The organism is Serratia proteamaculans (genome assembly GCF_008830365.1).
Taxonomy (GTDB): domain Bacteria; phylum Pseudomonadota; class Gammaproteobacteria; order Enterobacterales; family Enterobacteriaceae; genus Serratia; species Serratia proteamaculans.
In genome coordinates this window covers 590609-611278 of record NZ_WBKI01000002.1, presented here as the reverse complement: position 1 = coordinate 611278, position 20670 = coordinate 590609, and the positions used below count along the sequence as shown (strand labels likewise).

At 54.3% G+C, this 20670-nt stretch carries 21 protein-coding genes; 7 read left to right on the top strand and 14 right to left on the bottom strand.

From position 1 onward, the window contains the following. Window positions 1–66 precede the first annotated feature (66 nt). Window positions 67–1587 (bottom strand): FGGY family carbohydrate kinase, encoded by a 1521-nt coding sequence (locus tag F8R23_RS11915; protein WP_151415656.1) that lies wholly within the window; start codon window positions 1585–1587, stop codon window positions 67–69. 363 nt (window positions 1588–1950) lie between these two features. Next, on the bottom strand, window positions 1951–2901 hold the full coding sequence (locus tag F8R23_RS11910; protein ID WP_129935844.1) for a sugar-binding transcriptional regulator: 951 nt from the start codon (window positions 2899–2901) through the stop codon (window positions 1951–1953). A gap of 367 nt (window positions 2902–3268) precedes the next feature. Between F8R23_RS11910 and F8R23_RS11905 the strand changes: the two genes are divergently transcribed. Further along, complete coding sequence (locus F8R23_RS11905) at window positions 3269–4099, top strand: transketolase (protein WP_129935842.1); 831 nt, start codon at window positions 3269–3271, stop codon at window positions 4097–4099. Beyond that, window positions 4092–5027, top strand: coding sequence for a transketolase family protein (locus tag F8R23_RS11900; protein ID WP_151415655.1), 936 nt, complete (start codon window positions 4092–4094; stop codon window positions 5025–5027). Before F8R23_RS11905 ends, F8R23_RS11900 begins: the two co-directional genes overlap by 8 nt. Before the next feature lie 82 nt (window positions 5028–5109). On the opposite strand, the gene F8R23_RS11895 is transcribed toward F8R23_RS11900, so the two are convergent. The 3 genes from F8R23_RS11895 to F8R23_RS11890 form a co-directional block, all read right to left on the bottom strand. Then, on the bottom strand, window positions 5110–5799 hold the full coding sequence (locus F8R23_RS11895; RefSeq protein ID WP_129936115.1) for a VIT1/CCC1 transporter family protein: 690 nt from the start codon (window positions 5797–5799) through the stop codon (window positions 5110–5112). A gap of 260 nt (window positions 5800–6059) precedes the next feature. Beyond that, window positions 6060–6221, bottom strand: coding sequence for a YnfU family zinc-binding protein (locus F8R23_RS24280; protein WP_218165635.1), 162 nt, complete (start codon window positions 6219–6221; stop codon window positions 6060–6062). Window positions 6222–6536: 315 nt separating this feature from the next. Continuing rightward, window positions 6537–7598, bottom strand: a complete 1062-nt coding sequence (locus F8R23_RS11890) for an aldo/keto reductase (RefSeq protein ID WP_129935840.1) — start codon at window positions 7596–7598, stop codon at window positions 6537–6539. Window positions 7599–7694: 96 nt separating this feature from the next. Between F8R23_RS11890 and F8R23_RS11885 the strand changes: the two genes are divergently transcribed. The 3 genes from F8R23_RS11885 (at window position 7695) to F8R23_RS11875 (ending at window position 11359) form a co-directional block, all read left to right on the top strand. Then, window positions 7695–8606: a LysR family transcriptional regulator gene (locus tag F8R23_RS11885; RefSeq protein WP_129938584.1), complete on the top strand. Its 912-nt coding sequence runs from the start codon at window positions 7695–7697 to the stop codon at window positions 8604–8606. Between the two features lie 130 nt (window positions 8607–8736). Further along, the gene (locus tag F8R23_RS11880; RefSeq protein ID WP_112350019.1) at window positions 8737–9288 is read left to right on the top strand and encodes a flavodoxin family protein; all 552 of its coding nucleotides are present in this window, start codon (window positions 8737–8739) and stop codon (window positions 9286–9288) included. A gap of 616 nt (window positions 9289–9904) precedes the next feature. Beyond that, window positions 9905–11359: a GGDEF domain-containing protein gene (locus F8R23_RS11875; RefSeq protein WP_151415654.1), complete on the top strand. Its 1455-nt coding sequence runs from the start codon at window positions 9905–9907 to the stop codon at window positions 11357–11359. A gap of 6 nt (window positions 11360–11365) precedes the next feature. Here the strand turns inward: F8R23_RS11875 and F8R23_RS24165 are convergent, their stop codons facing one another. Both F8R23_RS24165 and F8R23_RS11870 read right to left on the bottom strand, forming a co-directional pair. Continuing rightward, window positions 11366–11527, bottom strand: a complete 162-nt coding sequence (locus tag F8R23_RS24165; protein WP_165366374.1) for a YnfU family zinc-binding protein — start codon at window positions 11525–11527, stop codon at window positions 11366–11368. A gap of 216 nt (window positions 11528–11743) precedes the next feature. Next, a complete protein-coding gene (locus tag F8R23_RS11870; protein WP_017891897.1) occupies window positions 11744–12223 on the bottom strand; it encodes a cold-shock protein in 480 nt (159 codons plus the stop codon). A 166-nt stretch (window positions 12224–12389) separates the two neighbouring features. Between F8R23_RS11870 and F8R23_RS11865 the strand changes: the two genes are divergently transcribed. Beyond that, entirely contained in the window at window positions 12390–12899 is a 510-nt protein-coding gene (locus F8R23_RS11865) for a VOC family protein (RefSeq protein ID WP_129935834.1), read from the top strand. 31 nt (window positions 12900–12930) lie between these two features. Here the strand turns inward: F8R23_RS11865 and F8R23_RS11860 are convergent, their stop codons facing one another. From F8R23_RS11860 to F8R23_RS11840, 5 genes are all read right to left on the bottom strand, one after another. After that, the gene (locus tag F8R23_RS11860) at window positions 12931–13758 is read right to left on the bottom strand and encodes an amino acid ABC transporter ATP-binding protein (protein ID WP_112350022.1); all 828 of its coding nucleotides are present in this window, start codon (window positions 13756–13758) and stop codon (window positions 12931–12933) included. Between the two features lie 9 nt (window positions 13759–13767). Beyond that, window positions 13768–14655, bottom strand: coding sequence for an amino acid ABC transporter permease (locus F8R23_RS11855; protein ID WP_112350023.1), 888 nt, complete (start codon window positions 14653–14655; stop codon window positions 13768–13770). A 47-nt stretch (window positions 14656–14702) separates the two neighbouring features. Continuing rightward, window positions 14703–15230 (bottom strand): GNAT family N-acetyltransferase, encoded by a 528-nt coding sequence (locus tag F8R23_RS11850; protein WP_129935832.1) that lies wholly within the window; start codon window positions 15228–15230, stop codon window positions 14703–14705. Between the two features lie 92 nt (window positions 15231–15322). Further along, window positions 15323–16648 (bottom strand): LLM class flavin-dependent oxidoreductase, encoded by a 1326-nt coding sequence (locus tag F8R23_RS11845; RefSeq protein ID WP_170287988.1) that lies wholly within the window; start codon window positions 16646–16648, stop codon window positions 15323–15325. A gap of 185 nt (window positions 16649–16833) precedes the next feature. After that, window positions 16834–17997 (bottom strand): M20 peptidase aminoacylase family protein, encoded by a 1164-nt coding sequence (locus F8R23_RS11840; protein ID WP_151415653.1) that lies wholly within the window; start codon window positions 17995–17997, stop codon window positions 16834–16836. Window positions 17998–18343: 346 nt separating this feature from the next. On the opposite strand from F8R23_RS11840, the gene cspE reads away from it, so the two are divergent. Then, window positions 18344–18553 (top strand): transcription antiterminator/RNA stability regulator CspE, encoded by a 210-nt coding sequence (cspE, locus tag F8R23_RS11830; RefSeq protein ID WP_002210315.1) that lies wholly within the window; start codon window positions 18344–18346, stop codon window positions 18551–18553. A gap of 67 nt (window positions 18554–18620) precedes the next feature. On the opposite strand, the gene F8R23_RS11825 is transcribed toward cspE, so the two are convergent. Together F8R23_RS11825 and F8R23_RS11820 are read right to left on the bottom strand one after the other, a co-directional pair. Then, complete coding sequence (locus F8R23_RS11825; RefSeq protein ID WP_129935826.1) at window positions 18621–19811, bottom strand: multidrug effflux MFS transporter; 1191 nt, start codon at window positions 19809–19811, stop codon at window positions 18621–18623. A 5-nt stretch (window positions 19812–19816) separates the two neighbouring features. After that, window positions 19817–20413, bottom strand: a complete 597-nt coding sequence (locus F8R23_RS11820; RefSeq protein WP_112350029.1) for a TetR/AcrR family transcriptional regulator — start codon at window positions 20411–20413, stop codon at window positions 19817–19819. Window positions 20414–20670: the final 257 nt, after the last annotated feature.

Here is a 20670-nt window from a genome sequence, read left to right as displayed (position 1 = left end):
TATGGGTGAGAGGCTCCTTTGGTTGATGATTAAGGTTCGTCGCACACGAAGATTCCCTGGTGGGCGTCAGGTGGACGATGCCGGTTTCCATAATGTTCTGTTCACCGCATGGCGCCACTCCTGCCATCTTTTTTGCAGGCGCTGGTGGCGGGCCATGTCGGGGATAAATTCACTGTGTTCGGTTAAAAAGCCCTTCAGGTCGGTAATCGAACCTGGCGTGAGGGCTTTGCGGGCGAGTAGGGCGGCACCAATCGCCGAAAGTTCGGCAACATTGCTGCGCATCACCGGGCAACCCAGCAGGTCTGCCTGATACTGCATTAGCCAGTCGTTTTTCGTTGGGCCACCGTCGACCATTAATGCTGTTAAGTGAAAGTCATCCTGCTGGCGCATAGCGACAACCACATCGGCGATTTGATAGGTAATTGACTCCAGTGCAGCACGAATCAGATGTGCGCGTTTGACACCACGGCTCAGGCCGCAAATCACGCCGCGAGCGCTGTCATCCCACCACGGCGCGCCAAGGCCGGTTAATGCAGGCACAAAATAGACGCCTAACGTAGATTCCACGGAGGCGGGCAGGGTATTGAGTTCGTGAGCCCGTTCGGCAGCGGAAAGCTCGCTTAAGCCCGTGCTGTCAGCCATCCACGCAACGGCATCACCGGTATGTGGGATATTGCCCTCCAGCCCATAGGTGATGCGATCGCCATCGTGCCAGGCAATGGTGGTGGCCAGCGCGTCAATGTCGCATTTTGCCGATTGCACCGGTGCCATCACCGAGGAGCCTGTCCCGTAGGTGGCTTTAACGCAGCCCAGTTCGCCGAGGGCGTGACCAAACAGTGCGGCATGGGAGTCTCCCACCATCGCCATCACCGGAATACCATCCGGGATCGCGTTTAGCCCGCGGGTATAACCAAATAATCCGCTGGAAGGTTTAATCTCCGGCAGTGCGGCAAGAGGGATCTGGAACAGCGCCAGCATCTCGTTGTCCCACTGCCCGGTTTGCAGGTTCAGCAACTGGGTGCGTGCGGCATTGGAGTGATCGCAATAGAACGCCTCACCCTGGGTTAAATTCCACAGCAGCCAGCTATCGATGGTGCCAAGGCAGATTTCTCCGCGTTCTGCGAGCTGGCGGCCTTCAGGAAGAGACGCCAGCAACCAGCGCATTTTTGAGGCAGAGAACAAGGGAGCTATCGGCAGTCCGGTGGCGGTTTTAATTTGCTGTTCTTTGTTCTCGCAACGCAGTTCATCGCAAAAATCGGCGCTGCGGGTACACTGCCAGGAGATGGCGGCGTTAATCGGTTTACCGCTCTGGCGATACCAGCCAATGGCGGTCTCGCGCTGATTGCTGACAGCTAATGCAGCAACGTTTTCTGCGCCAACGTATTCAACGGCTTTAGCGATAACGTCGAGTGAGGCTTCAACCAGTAGCTCGCCCGACTGCTCGACCCAGCCGTCGCGCGGCGTTTGAATTGCCAGCGGCTGAGAGAATTTCACCACAATGTGTCCGCGGCTATCGAGTACGACGGCTTTGGCGTTAGTGGTGCCTTCGTCCAGTGCAATGATTAACTCTTTACGTGTTGCCTGCATTAGGTCGTCTCCTGAGTCACACTTTGTCCTGGCGCGGAGGGGGAAGGGGAGGCATTCCTCGTTCTCGCACTGCTGCCTGGCAGGCCATGATGTGACAATTCGTTTTCACTTATTTAATCACTGAATATATATTCGATAGTGATTATTTATTTAATACCTTAGCCAGAAAGTTACCGTCGGGCTACAGGAAAAGTTATCAATTGTGCTGGCAATCACACTTATCCGATCGATGACGCTTGCGGATGTGGGTGAAAGAGAGTGAGGGTGGGTGTAATTATGATATTGAAATATATGTGTTTATTTTCTATACCTTTACGCTCGGGTTAAAGCGTAAAGGTCTTGAGAAAGTGTTTGGCTGGGAAGTTAACCGGCGACAAGCAGGCGCGCGGTTGGGTAGTCCGTGATTAAAACATCGATGTAACCACCCGAGAGCGCGCCTTTGATAGCGGCAACCTTATCGGCGCCACCGGCAAGGGCAACCACATTAGGGCACTTTTTCACTTTCTCCAGCGCCATGCCGATAACAGGATCTTCATCATCGCGTAACACAGCCTGGCCGTTCTTATCGTAGTAATGCAAACAGATGTCGCCGACCGCTCCACGTTCCGCCAACACTTGAAGCATATCTTCGTGGTAATAGTTTCCTGAAGTTTTGAGCAGTTGTGAGGGTTCGAGAATGCCAATACCGACGATGGCAATATCGACTTCATCGAAGCGAGCAATCACATTGGCGACATCTTTACTGGCAACAAGACGATTTTTTTCCTCCGTCGAGCCTTCAATGCTCTGGGAGGGTAGCAGCCAGGCATCACAGTTCAGATGTTGCGCCAGGGTTTGGGTGAGGATGGTAGCCTGCACGTTACCGTTAGGCCCCACGCCGCCCAGTAGTTGAATAACACCGTTAGCCTTTAGGTTTTGGGCGTGAACCTCATCGACCATGGCGCGGATTGTCGAGCTCCAGGAAGAGACGCCAATCAGATCTTTCGGCCGTAATCGCGTTTCCAGATAGTGGGCGGCGGCAGAACCGATGGCGCGCTTAATGGTGTGATCGTTGGCATCCTCTTCGGTATCCACCACGATGGCTTGTTTAATTCCGTACCGATCCTCAAGACCTTTTTCAAGATTCAGGAAAATATTCGATGGCTGAACAACGCTAATTTTGACCACGCCTTCCTTTTGGCAACGCGTAATTGCTCGGGAGATAAATGACTGAGAAAGCGAGAGAAGTTGAGCAATATCGGACTGCTTTTGTCCTTCAAGATAGTAAAGCGTAGCAATCTTAACTAATAGCCGTTGTTCATCCTGCTTAGCCATATATATCCCCGAAAATCATTTACGTGCAGCCATTATGTTAGAGCTCTTTATCATACGCGAAAAGAAAAGACATTTAAGTGTGATAGATATCTAACTTTCACCAATACTCAAAATCAGCTATGGACAAAAACAGAACAACGACTGCATAATTGAATAAAGAATCGTTATTGAATATATATTCATTGATGATTCCAGGTCAACTGAAAAAAGTATCCAGGCGCAGATAAGCTTGGTGGTAAGGAGGCAGAATGTTCCTGAGTATGATGCAGCGGCGGAAGCCTTGCGATGCCTTGTCTGGGGATATCTGGTTTTTTTAGTCCCTGACGGAATAAATATTCCAAGTTGAAAATAAATTCAGAGGTATTAAATGAATCCCTATAGCTATGATGTCCCGGCACTTGAGCGTAAAGCCCGCGCCATACGTCGCCATATCGTCAGATTGAATGCCAACAGCCCTGCCGGTGGGCATACCGGAGCCGACCTGTCTCAGGTTGAACTGATCACTGCACTCTACTTTCGTATTCTGAATGTTGCGCCAGAACGTATTGCTGACGACCAGCGCGATATTTACATCCAGTCCAAAGGCCACGCGGTGGGATGCTACTACTGCGTGTTGGCCGAAGCGGGTTTCTTCCCCGTTGACTGGCTGGAAACCTATCAGCATCCGAATTCCCATCTTCCTGGCCACCCGGTTCGGCAGAAAACCCCAGGTATCGAACTCAACACCGGCGCGCTGGGCCACGGCTTGCCGGTTGCCGTGGGGTTGGCGCTGGCTGCGAAAAAAAGTAATAGCGCCCGCCGCATCTTTTTAATTACCGGCGATGGCGAACTGACTGAAGGCAGTAACTGGGAGGCGGCCTTGGCTGCAGCACACTACGGGCTCGATAACATCGTTATCATTAATGACAAGAACAACCTCCAGTTGGCAGGGCCGACCCACGAAATTATGAACACCGATCCGCTGGCCGATAAATGGAAAGCCTTCGGTATGACGGTGACCGAGTGCCAGGGAAATGACATGGCATCGGTGGTTGCGACGCTGGAAGGCCTGAAACAGGAAGGTAAACCCAACGTTATTATCGCCAATACCACGAAAGGTGCCGGTATCTCCTTTATCCAGGGGCGCCCGGAATGGCATCACCGGGTACCGAAAGGCGAAGAAATTGCACTGGCACTGGAGGAATTGAAAGATGAGTAATGCAGAACACCTGGCGAGCGTAATGGTTCAAGCGTTTATTGATGCTGTTGAAAGCGGTATTGATCTGGTACCGGTGGTGGCTGACTCAACGTCGACGGCAAAGATTGCCCCTTTTATTAAACAATTCCCAGGCCGCCTGGTTAACGTAGGGATCGCCGAGCAGAGCATGGTCGGAACGGCGGCCGGGCTGGCGCTGGGCGGGAAAGTGGCGGTGACCTGTAATGCCGCCCCCTTCCTGATCTCTCGCGCCAATGAGCAAATTAAAGTCGACGTTTGCTACAACAATACTAACGTCAAACTGTTCGGTCTCAACGCAGGGGCCAGCTATGGCCCGCTGGCGAGTACCCACCACGCGATTGACGATCTGGCAGTGATGCGCGGCTTCGGCAATATTCAGATTTTCGCGCCCTCTTCACCGCGAGAATGTCGGCAGATTATCGATTATGCCATTCGCTATCAGGGGCCGGTTTATATTCGCCTCGATGGTAAGGCGCTGCCGGAACTGCATGATGAAAATTATCAGTTTGTGCCGGGGGCCGTGGTGACGCTGCGCGAAGGTGAGGATATTGCGCTGGTAGCAACCGGATCGACGGTACATGAAGTTGTCGATGCTGCGCAAAGACTTGCTGACGCGGGGATTCAGGCCAAAGTGGTCAGCGTCCCTTCAATTCGTCCTTGCGATGCGGCAGCGTTGCTGCTGGCACTGAAACCATGCAAAGCGGTGATTACGGTTGAAGAACATAACGTGAATGGCGGGTTAGGAAGTTTGGTTGCGGAAGTGCTGGCCGAAGCGGGTGTCGGCATTCCGCTCAAGCGTCTGGGGATCCCTGATGGAGAATATGCGGCGGCGGCCGATCGCGGCTGGCTGCGTCAGCACCACGGTTTTGATGCAGCCGCTATTGCTGTACTGGCGCAGAAGATGCACTAATTTTGCTATAACAACCAGCGCGGGCAACCGCGCGGTTTTTTGCGTTTATGACGTGCAGAGTGTCCTCACAGAGTTGTTGATCTTAGCCGGCTATCGATCCAAAAAATGCCCCGACGCCTGATGAAGCCCCCATTGCCAGGGTGCTCCAGAAAGTAATGCGAATAATGCCGGGGCCTATCGGGGCCCCGCCGGCTTTAGCGGCAATACCGCCAAGAATGGCCAGAGAAACCAATGCAGAAAGGGCAATGGTGGGGATTGCCCACTGGATCGTGACCATTGCGGCGACCAACAGAGGCAGTATTGCCCCAACCGAGAAACTCATGGCTGAGGTTAACGCGGCCTGCAAGGGGCGGGCGGTAGTGATTTCCGATATGCCCAACTCCTCACGCGCGTGTGCGGCTAAAGCGTCGTGGCTCATCAGTTTTTCTGCCACTTGCTTCGCCAGCGCGACGTCCAGGCCACGATGGACATAAATTGACGTTAACTCGCGGAATTCCCCCTGAAAGTCGGCATCCAGCTCGGCCTGTTCTTCTGCCAGAGCGGCTTTCTCGGTGTCTGACTGGGAAGACACCGAGACATATTCACCGGTTGCCATCGACATTGCGCCCGCGACCAAACCGGCAATGCCGGTCAACAGAATACTTTGGTGGGTGACATTGGCGGATGCCACTCCCAGCAGTAAGCTTGCAGTAGAAACAATCCCATCGTTCGCGCCAAGGACAGCCGCTCTGAGCCAGCCTATCTTTTCTATACTGTGTCGTTCTCTGTGCATCATGGCGCTCCCATTTTACGTCCTGCTGATTCAACCGGTCTGTTTTGCTGGGCTCAGGGGGTTGGTCAGCAAGCAAAGTTCGGAAACTCTGGTTTAGCCTGCCACGGTTTTTCGGACGATTAATGCCTGAAGAGTGGTCGCATTAATTCCAGCACTTTTAATGGTGGTGGGTTTTAGTTGCGTCTATTTGTGGTTCACCCCGCCAGATAAGTGGATGACGCCAACTATACCACTCAGCTTTCGCACTAACGGCAGAGGCACTACTTTTCGTCAGGAAGGAAATAGTGGCCGCATTTGGGGCAAATCAGGGTGATGTTTTTACGCACTTTACGGCTATTTTGTTCAAAAGCGTGAGCGCATTCTGGACAAGTGACTTTTACCGTTGTGCTGCTGAACATCTTAAGGGCATCAAAGATAGACATATCTTTCACCGGGTAGATGTAGGGAACTTCATTCTAGCATTCGGCACCCTTAATAGCCCTTTATTGATTGTTTATTAATCATTTTTGTGAGCGCGGCGAGGGGATTGTGGTGCAGCCTGCGCAAGCGGGCATAGGGTAAAAATGTCACATTTCCATCGGGCGTTACATCTGCCAGAGCAAACTTACTCAGGGATGACAGTTCTATACATTGGGATTGGTAGTGTAGTCCTACCCGATGATGTTGTGTGTTATCCATTCCCTGTAGTGTATTACCCCATCCCTGTTAAGTTTATCCCGCCTGGTGCGGGATTTTTTTTATCTGCGCTCAATTGTCAAACCGCCAAACATAATGTCGTGTGTAGCCTGTAGCGCCAGAAAATCATGGGGGAAACCCAGTTCAATGGCGCTTGCCGTTTCCAGACGCTGCCACTGCTCTTCTGTCAGCCTGACCTCCAGCGCCCCCAGGTTATCTTCCAGTTGTGCCAGCGTGCGTGCACCGATGATCGGGGCCGTCACTGCCGGGTTGCGGAGTGTCCAGGCCAGGGCAACTTGAGAAGGGCTAAAACCCGCCTCCCTGGCCAGAGCCAATACCGTTTCGGCAATGGTAATATTGCGCTCGGTCAGCATCCCCTTGTTGCGAACCATGGCACGTCGGGTGCCGCTCTCTTCCCCCTGCGCTTGCAAATCCTGCCGACTGTATTTTCCGCTCAATATGCCACCGGACAGCGGTGACCATGGAATGACGCCAAGGCCCAGCTCTTGCGCCATCGGGATCAATTCGCGCTCTACGGTACGTTCCAACAGGCTGTATTCAATCTGCAGGCCAATCAACGGCGACCAACCGCGCAAATCCGCCAGCGTCTGCATTCTGGCGGCCTGCCAGGCGGGCAGATCCGAAACGGCCAGATATAACACTTTGCCGGCACGCACCAGATCGTCCATGGCGCGCATGATCTCCTCCGCCGGGGTGGTGGCGTCCCAGGCGTGCAGATACAGCAGGTCGATATAATCGGTATTCAGACGTCGCAGGCTTTCCTCCACTGAGCGCACCATGCTTTTACGGTGGTTGCCGCCAGAATTTGGATTATCGGGCTGCATGGGGAGCGTATATTTGGTGGCGATCACCAGACGGTCGCGGCGTCCGGTGGCAAATTCTCCAATAAATCGTTCGGAACTGCCTTCGGTATAGCGGTTGGCGGTATCAATAAAATTGCCGCCACGTTCTATATAAACGTCGAACAGCCGACGAGCTTCCGCCTGTTCCGCGCCCCAGCCCCAATCGGTGCCGAAGGTCATGGTGCCGAGCGCCAGCGGCGAAACGCGCAGGCCAGAGCGGCCCAGCAGGCGGTAATGGTTCAGGGCCAGTGATGTCAGCATGGGTATTTCCTCTGTAGTTTTGTTCAAGCATAGGCCCCACCGGGAGTGTAATGAATACGTTATAATCTTCATGAATTATTAAGTAATGGAGGCATAATGAGAGGAAGTGACTTTGCGGAATTGCGCGCTTTTGCCGCCATTGTTGAACATGGCAGTTTTACCCGTGCTGCAGCGCAATTGGGCATGTCCGCCTCTGCGCTTAGCCAGACGCAGCGCAATCTGGAGACCCGGCTGGGCGTGCGCCTGCTGAATCGCACCACGCGAAGTGTCGCGCTGACCCAAGCGGGGAAGTTGTTGTTGGCGCGTCTGTCACCGGCGATGGCGGAGATTGAGGCCGCTGTGACGCAGACCGCCGCGCTGCGTTTGCAGCCGGCGGGCACCCTACGGCTTAATGCCTCCGGTCTGGCGGCAATCCATTATTTGGCTCCGCTGTTGGCCCCGTTCAATGCACATTATCCCGATATTGTGGTGGATCTGAGTGTGGAAGATCGGCTGGTGGATATGGTGGCAGCGGGTTTTGACGCGGGTGTGCGGCTGCATGAGCGACTGGAGAAGGATATGGTGGCCGTCGCACTGGGGGGCGAGCAACGAATGTGCGTGGTTGCCTCGCCAGCCTATTTGGCGCGTTATGGTTCGCCGCAAACTCCCGATGCACTCCGTCAGCACCGTTGCCTGAATACTCGCTGGCCAACCAACGGCAGTCTTTATCGTTGGGAATTCGAGCGCGGTGGCGAAAAACAGGAGATCACGGTGGAGGGCCCGCTAATTGTGAACGAGCCGCAGGTGTTGGTGCGTGCCGCCACGGATGGGCTGGGGATTGCCTATTTGTTTGAGAATCAGGTGGCAGATGCACTGAGCGACGGCCGTTTGCTGCTGCTGCTGGCGGCCTGGACGCCACCGTTTCCCGGTTTCTATCTCTATTACCCCGCCAACCGGCAAATGCCGCGGCCGCTGCGCGCGTTTATTGATTTCGCCCGGCTGCAGGGTCCGCAGGCAATGGGCGCATGATCGGCGCCCGGTTTTTTTGAATAACTCTGTCAGATAAATTTGGTATTCACTCCAAGGCCAGTTGATTAGATTGGATCAGAGTATCCTCGGGTGCCGTGGGCACCCTACTGCAACGATCAGGGAGTTCCTTATGGCGAAGACAGTGGTAATTTTTCACTCCGGCTACGGCCACACCGAGCGTTTGGCAAAGGTTGTTGCTCAGGGCGCTGAAGCGGAACTGATCGCTATCGATCAGGAAGGCAATATCAGCGACGAAGCCTGGCAGAAACTGGATGAGGCGGATGCCATCATCTTTGGCTCACCGACCTATATGGGCGGTCCGTCCTGGCAATTCAAAAAGTTTGCCGATGCCAGTTCGAAAGCCTGGTTTAGCCGTAAATGGCAGGACAAGGTTTTCGGTGGGTTTACCAACAGTGCCAGCCTGAACGGCGATAAGCAGGTCACGCTGATCGCTCTGCAAACCCTGGCCTCGCAGCATGGCGGCCTGTGGGTCAGTCTGGGGCTGATGCCGGCGAACACCAAATCGGCGCAGCGTACCGATATCAACAATCTGGGGGGCTCGGTAGGGCTGTTGGTACAGACGCCTGCCGATGCCGGCGTGGATGAAATGTTGTCTGGCGATTTGGAAACTGCCAGCCTATACGGCCAACGTGTCGCGGGCTTTGCTGCCAAACTGGCTTAATCAGCATTCCTCTTTCGCTCATTTTTTCTACACAATTGCAGCGTAGAGTGGTGAATGTTATTAGCCTGCTTGGGCTAACACTGCATTTCGTACAAATATTCCCGGTTCCTAGACCGGGTTTTTTGTTGCTAAGGTGGGCTTAAGCTTCCGGCGATACAATGAGCAGCAGCACAGGCATGAAATGGCTGTGTCGTAACTGTCAATTAGCTGCTCTTCAGGCGAGCCCGCACTGTGCGGGCTTTTTTATATTTTCATTTTTAATTGCTGTTGGGAGTATCTTGCTGGAAAATAATAGCTAACAGAATAGTTTGTGCGACAAGCAAAATACCCTTTTTATTATTATGGTTTTTGCGGTGTGCTGATTAACGATGGTTTAGGCTATGCTGATAGATATCTTTGAACATTATTTCCGGAGGGATGAAAATTCGTTCCGTAGTAAACGATGCGGGTGAGGGTTTGAGTTAAGAACATTCCGTTAAATAGCCGTGAATGTATCTTTGTGACTGATCTGCCTGTATTTTTTAAGTCTGCTTTTGTTTTCATGTCATTCGCATCATGCCGGGCGAGGGAATATGCATAGAATTGCTCTGGTTATTATAAATAAATGGGTTAGACGATGAACGCCAGAATAAGCGACAGACATGGCTTGCCTGCTGCTATCCCGTTGATTACGCTTTTTCTGCTGGCATTTTTGCTTTCCCTACTGGGTATTTTTACCCGGCCAATAGGATCACTTTCCTTGTTTTGGCCGGTGAATGCGATTTTACTCGGTTTGCTATTACGTAAACCCGCCTATGCTACGCCGGCCGGTTGGCTGATCACCTATATTGGGATGATCGCTGCCGATTTAGCCAACGGCGAGAGCCTGTCGCTGGCGATGTGGCTGAATGCCTGCAATATGTCCCTGATTGCCACCGGTTACGGCGTGATGTTGCTGCTGCCAAAGTCGCAGCGCAGGATGGGCAAGCCCCAGACGATCCTTTATATGTTTACAGCCAGCCTGAGCAGCGCGGCGGTGGCGTCGACCTTATCGATACTGCGTAGTGAAAGCCTGTATAACAACACGGCCGTTATCGCCTGGCTGGCGTGGTTCAGTGAACAGTTCTCGACCAACCTGTTGTTGTTGCCGGTATTGCTGGCTGCCCCGCGTCTCAAACAGCTGTTGCGCATGCAGATCAACTGGCAGCTGCGTGCCAGTATGCCGCTGCTGGCGCTGTTGTTTTCACTGGTGTTTAGTGTCTATATCGGTGGGCCGGGGGCGATTGCCTTCCCGATCCCGGCATTGCTGTGGTGCGCGGTGCGTTATCAACTGTTTACGGTGACCTTGTTGACGCTGCTGACCGGCATGACCGAGATCAGCAGTATTTCCGCCAATTTGATGCTGTATGAAACGCCGAACAACCACAATGCCTTCCTTGATACGCTGATGTCGGCTCGCCTGGGGATCGCCATGCTGGTAATGGGGCCACTGATCCTTGCCAGTTCAATTGCCGTTAACCGTAAGCTGCTGCGGCGGTTGGAGCACAGTGCCAATCACGACTTCCTGACCGGCGTACTGGCGCGCAACGCGCTGACGCGTAAGGCCGGCGAGTTGCTGGAGCATAAGCATAAATCGAAAGAGGCGGTGTCGCTGCTGCTGATCGATATTGACCATTTTAAACAGATCAACGACACCCACGGCCACCTGGTGGGCGATCAGGTGTTGGCTTCATTCGCCCATATCGTGCGGCGCGAGTTACGTCACGATCAGCTATTTGGCCGTTTGGGGGGGGAGGAATTCGCGATTATTCTGCCAAGAGCGCTAGCGGCGCAGGGCGTGGCACTGGCAGAACATTTACGTCAATTGGTACAAAAAGCCGATTTGCACCCTGGCGGTAAGGCACTGTTGAACATCACCATCACCATCAGCGTTGGCGTCGCCAGTCTGGCGATGAATGAAGTGAAATCGTGGGAACAGCTGATGAATATGGCGGATATCGCGCTTTATCGCGCCAAGTCGCAGGGGCGTAACCGGGTGGAGTCGTTTAACGTGGTGAGCGGCAACAGCGTCGGGCACATCATGTTCAAATAAGCGGCTTCAGTTCTGCTTGGGTTCAAACTCGGTGCCGCAGTTTGGGCAGATCAGCATGACATTTTGCCGCAGCGTCGCGCATTTTTGGGTGGTGACGTAGGCGCATTTGGGGCAGGCGATTTTGGTAGAGCGGTTAATAAAGCCTTTAACACTGCTGGTATCAGACATAATAAAATGGCCTGTGTCAGGTGAAAGCCCACGCTAACACAGGTGGTATCAAATTGCTTAGAATGTTTTATACCCGTCGCCTTTCAAGCTGCAGCGTTGTTACCTGCACTATCTCCCCCCAGTTACTTACTCAAGTAAGCGTCTGGGGATGAGCTAGCTGGTCGCCTAGCTACAACTCGAAATTCATAGGGTATATGCAGCTGGCGGTGGTTGTGATTACAGGCTTTTCAGCACTTTCAGCGTTTCATCCATGTCGATCTCGTGTTCCGAGAAGGTATGGGTGTCGTTCTGGAAGGTGGTGATGGTCAGCATGCGCAGCGTCTGCATGGTTTGCGGCGCTTCTTCGGACTGCGGGCGAATGCGGTTCATCAACAGGCCGACCGACAGCACGGTATTTTCTTTATCCACGTCCGCTTTCACCGGCACTTCTTTGGTGAAGGTGTTGAAGGATTTAATGCTGGTGATCTTGATTCTTTCGTTGGCGATGATGATGTACTTGCTCGACGCCAGAACCTTGACCGCAAACGCCGACGGGCCTTTGGTGTTGTTGGTCGGTTCGAAAGTCACCGCTGCATTTTTCTTAATCAGCTCCGGGTTCTGTACTTTAATCACGTGAAAATAACGATTTTCCCCGTTCTCATCGGTAATAAAGCCGAAGCCTTTGTCTTCAAAAAAAGTCGTTATCTTGCCGTTCATCATCATTCTCATAAAGTCGCTCAATACAGTGCATATGATAGCGCGGAATGCCTTGCAGTGACAGATTGCGTGCCCGGCATTTGATAATGCGATTACGGCATTTAGCAGGGTTGTCGCCACATGCTATTTTCTTTCTGACTTTATTCATTTCTGAAAGGGACAACCGATGGGCATTAAACGGCTAAACCATGCGGTGCTGTATGTCAGCGATGTACAGCAGAGCGCGGATTTTTATCATCAGGTACTGGGATTTAAGCTCAAGCCCTCAGGCAGCCCCGAGAAAGCGGTGTTTACCCAGGCGGCCGATTCGGATAACGATCACGACTTGGCGTTGTTCAGCAAGAACCTGGGGCAGCAACGGGCCGGAGTGTTTCGCGCCAACGGTGAGCCACCGGCGGAAAACGAGCCGCCGGCCGGGTTGTACCATTTGGCCTGGGAGGTCGACAGCCTGGAGGAACTTGAGCGCATTCGCGACCAGTTGGCGCAGCGCGGCATTCTTGGGCTGGAAGAAGATCATGGCGTGCACAAAAGCATCTATGGCCACGATCCGGATGGGTTACTGTTTGAAGTGACCTGGTTTATTCCGTCGACGTTACTGACCGAGCAGGATCGCAATCAGCGTGGCATCAAACCGCTGGATTTTGCCGCCGAAAAACGCCGGTTCGCGTTGGTCTAACGGAGCGGGGCGCAGGCTGGCGCCCCGTCGGTCACAGCACTTTATTGAGGAAGTTGATGGTGCGAGGGTGTTGCGGATGGTTCAGCACCCGACGAGCATCGCCCTGTTCGACGATTTGCCCATCGACCATAAAGACAATCTGATCGGCTGCCTCACGGGCAAAGCCAATTTCATGGGTGACCACCACCAGCGTTACGCCAAGATCTGCCAGCCCCTTAATCACGTCCAATACTTCACCGACCAGTTCTGGATCGAGCGCCGAGGTCGGCTCATCAAACAAAATCACCTTCGGGTTCAGCGCCAGTGCACGGGCAATGGCGATGCGTTGCTGCTGGCCGCCGGACAGATGACGTGGGTAGGCGTCTGCCTTGTGGCGCAGGCCGACGGTATCGAGCAGTTGATAAGCCACCTCTTTAGCCTCGGCCCGCGAGTAAATCTTATGCACCACCGGGGCTTCAATGATGTTCTCCAGCACCGTCAGGTGAGGGAACAGATTGAAGTTCTGGAACACATAGCCGACGTTGATACGCTGCTTGAGAATGGCATTCTCTTTGAGCTCATACAGCTTGTCACCTTTGCGCCGGTAGCCGACATAATCGCCGTCGATGCGGATAAAGCCTTCATCGACCCGCTCCAGGTGGTTAATGGCCCGCAACAGGGTGGACTTGCCGGAACCGGAAGGCCCGAGGATCACCGTGACGGTGCCCGGTTGCAGCGTCAGGCTGACGTCGTCCAGCGCCTTGTGCTTACCGAAAAATTTGCTGACGTTGCTGATTTCAATCAGGCCGCGCGCCGGTACTGGCACGATGCTGTGTACCGCCGCTTCGCGCAGGGCATAATAATCAATGGCTTCGGACATGGGATCCTCCTAACGTTTTAACCAGCCGGCGAGTTTCTGCCATGGCGTGAGTGGCAATTCGCGCACTGCGCCCCGGGCGAAATAGCGCTCAATGTAATACTGAATGACCGATAGCGCGGTGGTGATGAACAGGTACCAGACGGTGGCGACCATCAGCAGCGGTATCACCTGCTGGGTGCGGTTGTAGATCACCTGAATGGTATAAAACAGCTCCGGCAGCGCCAGCACGTAGACAATCGAAGTGCCCTTCGCCAGGCTGATAATTTCATTGAAGCCGGTCGGAATGATCGAGCGCAGCGCCTGGGGCAAAATAATGCGGAAAGTGCGGCGATAGCCCGGCAACCCGAGTGCTGCAGCCGCCTCATGTTGACCGTACTCGACCCCGATAATGCCGCCACGGATAATCTCTGCGGTATAGGCCGACTGTACCAACGTCAGTCCCAGCACCGCGACCGAGAACTGGCTGAGAATATCTATAGTCGGATAGCTGGCGAACACCAGTGAGGTAAAGGGAATGCCCAGTGAAATGGAGTCGTACAGATAAGAGAAGTTATACAGAATGATCAGCACCAGGATCAGCGGCAGCGAACGGAACAGCCAGATATAACCCCATGCCAGCGACGCCAGCAGGTAAGAACGCGATAGCCGCGCCAGTGCCAGCAGCGTACCGAAGATAATACTGAACAGCGTGCCGAGCAGCGTCAGCAGCAGGGTTTGCCCCAGCCCCGACAGGACTGCGGGCGCAAAGAACCATTCGGCGAAGACACCCCATTCCCAGCGCTCGTTGGCCGCCACCGACTGGACTATCGCCGCCAGAATAAATACCGAAAACAACGCGCCCACCAGCCGCAGCGGGTAGCGGGCGGGAACCACTTTTAATACTTCTTGTTTGGACATGACCATTCTCCTGAAACAGATAAAGGGGTTAACAAGGGGACAGGCCCCTAGGCAATCTTCCTTTCAGGTGCACAACAGAGTGCGCCCGCTGTTTTCAGGCTTTTGCGAAATGGCAGCCGGCCATCGTAAGGGGGATGACTGTAAACTTCACTGTCGACGCTGGGATCGAACTGTGGCTGGTAGCCGTTGCTCAAATACAGCCCCACCGCCTCCGGCTGACGAAAGCCGGTGGTCAGATAGAGTTGGTGATAGCCCTGTTCCTGCGCCAGCGTTTCCAATTGCTGTAATACCCGTTGTGCCAGCCCCTGACGACGCAGCTCGGTCCGTGTCCAGATGCGCTTCAGCTCGGCAGTCTGTAAATCGTAGCGTTTGAAGGCCCCCATGGCGATCGGCTCCCCGGCGCGTAACAGCACGATAAAGGCGCCTTGTGGCGGGGCGTACAAATCCAGCGCTTCCTGTTCCTGGTCACCAAAATAGTCGCCGTAGCGTTGGCGATATTCACCGAATAGCCCTGCAATCACCGGCTGGACCAGCGGATCGCTTGGCAGCGTTTGGATAAAAACGTCGTTTGCCATCTGTATGCTCCTAATCGCCCAGATCGTTACGTTGGCTGGGCAGGACGCTAAAGGTTGTTCGCATAGCGGATATCCCTGAGAAATTATTGTTGTTATTGAGTGAACTGATTGGCAGGCAGCTTGAGGCCCAGGTGGTCACGCAGCGTTTCACCGCTGTAATCGCTGCGGAACAGGCCGCGCTGTTGCAGGATCGGCACCACGCGATCGACAAAGTGGCCGAATGAATTTGGCGTGCCGCCGCTGATGATGAAACCGTCGGCAGCCTGGGTGTCAAACCAGTTTTGCAGGCCGTCTGCCACCGCTTCCGGCGTACCCCCAAATACCGGGCGTGGTGAGGCGGCTTCCAGCGCCACTTCGCGCAGCGTCAGATTGCGTTCGCGGGCATTGCGCTTGATGGCGTCGGTGGTGCTGCGGAAACTGTTTTGCCCCAGTTCACCGACGTCCGGGAAGGGCTCATCCAGCGGATGGCGGGCGAAGTCATAGTGTTCAAAGTAGCGGCCAAGGTAGTTGAGGGCGTTTTCGATACTGACTAGGCGTGCGGTTTCCCAATACTGACGTTCCACGTCTTCATTGTCGTCACCGACAATCACACTGACGCCCTGGAAGATCCGCAGGTCATCCGGCTCACGGCCCTGTTCCACCAACTGTTTTTTGACGTCCTGATAAAACGCCTGAGCCTGTTGCTGGCTTTCATGGTGGGTGAAAATGGCGTCGGCGTGTTTGGCCGCCAACTGCTTACCGTCTTCCGAGGCGCCGGCCTGGAACAGAAGAGGCCGCCCTTGTGGCGTACGGCCAATATTCAGTGGCCCCTGTACCGAGAAGAACTCCCCCTGGTGATTCAGGGTATGCAGTTTACCGGCGCTGAAAAACTCACCGCTGTTCTTGTTGCGTACAAAGGCATCGCTTTCCCACGAGTCCCATAACCCTTTGGTGACGTCGAGGTATTCGCTGGCAATGCGGTAGCGCAGGCTGTGTTCCGGGTGCTCGGTACGCGAGAAGTTCTTTGCCGAGCCTTCCAGCGGTGAGGTCACTACGTTCCAGCCGGCTCGACCTTTGCTGAGGTGATCGAGGCTGGCGAACTGGCGCGCTACGGTAAAGGGATCGCTGTATGAGGTGGATAATGTGCCCACCAGCCCGATTTTATCGGTGGCGGCGGATAGCGCGGCGAGCAGGGTTAGCGGTTCAAAACGATTGAGAAAATGCGGAATGGATTTCTCATTGATATATAAGCCGTCAGCAACAAACACGAAATCCAGTTTACCCTGTTCGGCTTTTTTTGCCGTGGCAATATTAAAATCAAGATTAATACTGGCATCGGCAGTGGCATCCGGATGTCGCCAGGCAGACATATTTCCCGATGCGCCATGCAAAATGGCGCCAAGGCGCAATTGTCGTTGTTCTTTCACACTATTGCTCATTGCTTTCACCCTGTTAAGTGCCAGTGTGGCGCTATCTTTAGAGCCCCACTATTGACGAGCACTCTCAGGATGTAAAACAACAAAACAGCATATTCAAATGTTGAAATTAGCAAATATAACCAAAGGGAAAATAATAACGCGCAGCGCAGAATTCACTGCGCCGCGAAATAATAGCCGGGTGATTTTTAAGCCTTGCTGGTGGCTTTTTCCGGGGCGGTGGCTAATTGCTGCAGCGTGCGTTCTGCCAACAGATCAAAATATTGTGAGGCCGGGAAAATCGCCTGTTCATCCGGGTTGAAACGCGGGTGGTGCAGGCCGAACTCACTCGCCGAGCCGATACTGACAAACACCCCCGGTACGTGGTGCAGATAAAGCGCAAAGTCTTCTCCGCCCATCTGCAGTTCAGCTTCTTCTACCCGGTAACCGGCTTCGGTGGCGACGGTTTTACTGAAGGCTGCCCAGCGCGCGTCGTTGACCACCGCCGGTGGGCCGGCCTGCCAGCGCAGTTCTGCCTGTGCGCCCAGCGAAGCGGCTACGCCGTTAATCACCTGACGGATTTTATCCGGCACCTGGCGACGGACCTGAGCGCTATGGGTACGTACCGTACCTTCCAGCTCCACGGTCTGTGGCAGGACATTCCAGGTATTCCCCCCCTCGATACGTGTGACACTGACCACCAACGACTCCAGCGAACTGAAGCTGCGGCTGGGCAGGGTTTGCAACGCGTTGACAATCTGGCTGGCGGTGACGATGGTGTCCACCCCTTGCTCCGGCTTGGCGGCATGGGCACCTTTGCCGGTGATCAGAATTTGGAAGCGATCGACGTTGGCGTAAAACGCGCCGGCGCGGGTGGCAAAAGTACCGGTGGGCAGTTCCGGCGCGTTGTGCAGACCGAATACAGCAGCCACGTTATCCAGCGCCCCGGCGTCGATCAGGTGCTGGGCACCGTTGAAGGTTTCCTCCGCCGGCTGGAAGAATATACGCACCGTGCCGGGCAGGGAGGCCTCACGCGCTTTCAATAAATGCGCGGCCCCCAATATCACCGAGGTATGAAAGTCATGTCCGCAGGCGTGCATCACGCCGCTGTTTTGCGAAGTGAATGGCACACCGGAAATTTCTTCTATCGGCAGGGCATCAATATCCCCACGCAACGCAATGATCGGCCCTTTGCCACTGCCGATTTCGGCCACCACGCCGGTTTTCAGCCCCAGCGGCAGAATACGGATACCGGCCTCTTCCAGCCAGCGGGTCAGGCGGGCGGTAGTGGCAAATTCGTGGTTGGACAGCTCAGGGTTCTGATGCAGTTCACGGCGGTAGGCGACGATTTTTTCGGCCAGTTGGCTGGTCATAGTCTTGGCTCACAGTGGTTAGTAAGTTCTAACCCTAGTGCAGGGCGGCCAGAAGCAAAAATACTATCTGGTTATATTTCATAGCGATTGTGTCTGCATCGCGTCGTCAATGCGTGTTGACGCTAGATGAAACAGGCGTTCGACCGCTGTTCGCCGGGGTTTAAAGAGGATTGGACTGCCCGGGGGACCGATGACCCAGAGGGTGAGCGCTTTACAACGGAGGCGGCGGACTTTTTCACTTTTTATCGTTTTTATGTGATCCAGGTTGTGGACAAAAACCCGTCTAATTGCTGTACTGTATTGGACACACGTTTTGTGTCTTTCATTCACGTTAAAGGTAAGTTTGATGTCTAAGATTAAAGGTAGCGTTAAGTGGTTTAATGAATCCAAGGGCTTCGGCTTCATTACTCCGGAAGATGGTAGCAAGGACGTTTTCGTTCACTTCTCTGCCATCGCTAGCAATGGTTTCAAAACTCTTGCTGAAGGCCAGCGTGTAGAATTTGAAATCACGAACGGTGCCAAAGGCCCATCTGCTGCTAACGTTATCGCTATCTAATGCTACAGCCGAAATTCTTAAAACCCGCTCACTGAGCGGGTTTTTTATTGCCTTTTTTACCGTCGTTCTATGCCTGCGTTTTGCGTACCAACAGATTAAACAGCGCAATGGCGACGGCGTAACAGCCGACAATGGTCAGTGCCATCGACACGCTGGAGGTTCCTCCCAGGCCGGTGAGCGGCACGCTGCAGGCGCCTAGAGCAAACATGCTCACGCCAATTAGTGCAGAGGCGCTACCTGCTTTGTCGCCCTGGCTTTGCATCGCCAAAGACGAAGCGGTAGGGCCGACAATACCGATCACCGCCACCGAGAAGAACAGCGGTACCATCAACAGCGCCAACGGCGCGTGCAGACCGGCGGCCAGCAGCAGCAGCAGCGAAGAAACCGCCGCCAGGGTTAATCCCCCTTTCAGTACCTTCCTTTCGCCAAAATGTATGCTCAGGCGGCTGGCGATCTGCGCTGAGATAATCAGCCCGACGCCGTTGATGGCGAAGCACAGGCTGAACATCTGCGGGCTGAGGCCATAAATCTGCTGCAGCACAAAGGGAGAAGCGCCGATATAGGCGAACATCCCGGCCATCACAAACCCTTGCGTCAGGCACAGGCCCATAAACTGGCGCTGGGTCAGTAACCCGCCCAATGACCGCAGCATGGCCAGAATGCCGCCCTGGCTGCGGCGTTCTGCGGGCAGTGATTCGTGTAGTTTCAGGCTGGCGAGAGTAAACAGCAACACCGCAATGGCCGCCAGCACGCCGAAAATTCCACGCCAGTCCATAAACTGCAACATGGCGCCACCCAGCACCGGTGCAATGATCGGTGCCAGACCGTTGACCAACATCAGCAGAGCAAAGAAACGCGTCAGTTCGTGTCCGGAATAAAGGTCACGGGCAATTGCACGAGAAATAACTGCACCGCCGGCACCGGCCAACCCTTGCAACAGGCGAGCGATCAGTAATTGGTCGATATTCGGCGCCAGTGCGCACCACAGCGAGGCGAACAGCAGCAGCGCCAGTGACAGCAGCAGTGGGCGCATACGGCCGAGCTTGTCGCTGTAGGGGCCGAAAATCAGCTGACCGACGCCCAGCCCGAGCAGGCCCGCAGTCAGGCTGAGCTGAGCGGTGGCAGTAGAGGTATTCAGCTCACCGGCCATTTCCGGCAGGGCGGGCAGGTAGAGATCGATGCACAGCGGGCCCAGTGAGGCGAGCAGGCCAAGCACCAGCGCGTACACCAGACGTTGTCTGGCGAGTTGTTTGGTCATGAGGATTAAGGTTTCCTGAACAGGTGAGAGATAGCTTGTTGGTATAAGCCGTTCAGCAGGCTGACGTCGGCTTTTTGTGTGGTGAGTATGCGATAACCGGTGCCTTCGCTTAACACGGCGATAAACTCCACTCTGGCAGCGATTTCCTGCTCGCTGAAGTGCGGGTAGATCCGCCGCAGGCTTTGGCAAACATGGTGGAATAACCGAGTTTCGGCATCGCTGAGCATTTTTGCCACTGTCGGGTTACGGGTGGCTTCGGCGGTGACCTCCAGCATCAGCATATGGTCGGTTTCGCTTTCTCCGGGCTGTTGAAACAGGGTGCGCGCCGCCAGGGTGCCGGCGATCAGGTTGATATGATCGCCAAGATCTTCCAGCCGCCGCATTTTACTGGCGATGATGCGGTTAACGATCTCTTCGATAATCGCATCTTTGTTATCGAAATAGCGGTAGATCTGACCAACGCTAAGCTGAGAACCCTGTGCGATTTCCGCCATGCTGGCGGCGTGAAAACCGTGCTGGCGAAAACAGAGTTTTGCGGCGTCGACGATCTGATCGCGGCGGGCCTGTACTTTGGCCTGCCTGCTGTCGCTGGTGGATATCATGCCCCGGTCCTTTGCCAAATGAAATGCGGTTCGCATTCTGGGTGCGAACGTTCATTCTCAATTGTAATGCAACCGTGGCAATAGGCAAGAGCGCAACTGTAAAGGTGGGTTTTGCGGGGCTGAACTTAGGCGAACAGGTAAACCTTGATGAAGGCACCCACAATCAGCAGGCACAGCAGGGCGGCGGTCACTTCAGCGGCAGTTTTCGGCAGGCTAAACATCTGAGTTCTCATCCAGTGGGGATACTGGATGAGATT

What these genes read in the sequence shown, in the direction of transcription:
- F8R23_RS11845 (WP_170287988.1), bottom strand. Translation starts at nt 16,648, where the DNA reads ATGAGCAATAGTGTGAAAGAACAACGACAATTGCGCCTTGGCGCCATT.
- F8R23_RS11915 (WP_151415656.1), bottom strand. Translation starts at nt 1,587, where the DNA reads ATGCAGGCAACACGTAAAGAGTTAATCATTGCACTGGACGAAGGCACC.
- F8R23_RS11895 (WP_129936115.1), bottom strand. Translation starts at nt 5,799, where the DNA reads ATGCACAGAGAACGACACAGTATAGAAAAGATAGGCTGGCTCAGAGCG.
- F8R23_RS11840 (WP_151415653.1), bottom strand. Translation starts at nt 17,997, where the DNA reads ATGACCAGCCAACTGGCCGAAAAAATCGTCGCCTACCGCCGTGAACTG.
- F8R23_RS11900 (WP_151415655.1), top strand. Translation starts at nt 4,092, where the DNA reads ATGAGTAATGCAGAACACCTGGCGAGCGTAATGGTTCAAGCGTTTATT.
- F8R23_RS11910 (WP_129935844.1), bottom strand. Translation starts at nt 2,901, where the DNA reads ATGGCTAAGCAGGATGAACAACGGCTATTAGTTAAGATTGCTACGCTT.
- F8R23_RS11860 (WP_112350022.1), bottom strand. Translation starts at nt 13,758, where the DNA reads ATGTCCGAAGCCATTGATTATTATGCCCTGCGCGAAGCGGCGGTACAC.
- cspE (WP_002210315.1), top strand. Translation starts at nt 18,344, where the DNA reads ATGTCTAAGATTAAAGGTAGCGTTAAGTGGTTTAATGAATCCAAGGGC.
- F8R23_RS24165 (WP_165366374.1), bottom strand. Translation starts at nt 11,527, where the DNA reads ATGTCTGATACCAGCAGTGTTAAAGGCTTTATTAACCGCTCTACCAAA.
- F8R23_RS11850 (WP_129935832.1), bottom strand. Translation starts at nt 15,230, where the DNA reads ATGGCAAACGACGTTTTTATCCAAACGCTGCCAAGCGATCCGCTGGTC.
- F8R23_RS11890 (WP_129935840.1), bottom strand. Translation starts at nt 7,598, where the DNA reads ATGCTGACATCACTGGCCCTGAACCATTACCGCCTGCTGGGCCGCTCT.
- F8R23_RS11880 (WP_112350019.1), top strand. Translation starts at nt 8,737, where the DNA reads ATGGCGAAGACAGTGGTAATTTTTCACTCCGGCTACGGCCACACCGAG.
- F8R23_RS11905 (WP_129935842.1), top strand. Translation starts at nt 3,269, where the DNA reads ATGAATCCCTATAGCTATGATGTCCCGGCACTTGAGCGTAAAGCCCGC.
- F8R23_RS11855 (WP_112350023.1), bottom strand. Translation starts at nt 14,655, where the DNA reads ATGTCCAAACAAGAAGTATTAAAAGTGGTTCCCGCCCGCTACCCGCTG.
- F8R23_RS11825 (WP_129935826.1), bottom strand. Translation starts at nt 19,811, where the DNA reads ATGACCAAACAACTCGCCAGACAACGTCTGGTGTACGCGCTGGTGCTT.
- F8R23_RS11875 (WP_151415654.1), top strand. Translation starts at nt 9,905, where the DNA reads ATGAACGCCAGAATAAGCGACAGACATGGCTTGCCTGCTGCTATCCCG.
- F8R23_RS11820 (WP_112350029.1), bottom strand. Translation starts at nt 20,413, where the DNA reads ATGATATCCACCAGCGACAGCAGGCAGGCCAAAGTACAGGCCCGCCGC.
- F8R23_RS11870 (WP_017891897.1), bottom strand. Translation starts at nt 12,223, where the DNA reads ATGAACGGCAAGATAACGACTTTTTTTGAAGACAAAGGCTTCGGCTTT.
- F8R23_RS11885 (WP_129938584.1), top strand. Translation starts at nt 7,695, where the DNA reads ATGAGAGGAAGTGACTTTGCGGAATTGCGCGCTTTTGCCGCCATTGTT.
- F8R23_RS11865 (WP_129935834.1), top strand. Translation starts at nt 12,390, where the DNA reads ATGGGCATTAAACGGCTAAACCATGCGGTGCTGTATGTCAGCGATGTA.
- F8R23_RS24280 (WP_218165635.1), bottom strand. Translation starts at nt 6,221, where the DNA reads ATGTCTATCTTTGATGCCCTTAAGATGTTCAGCAGCACAACGGTAAAA.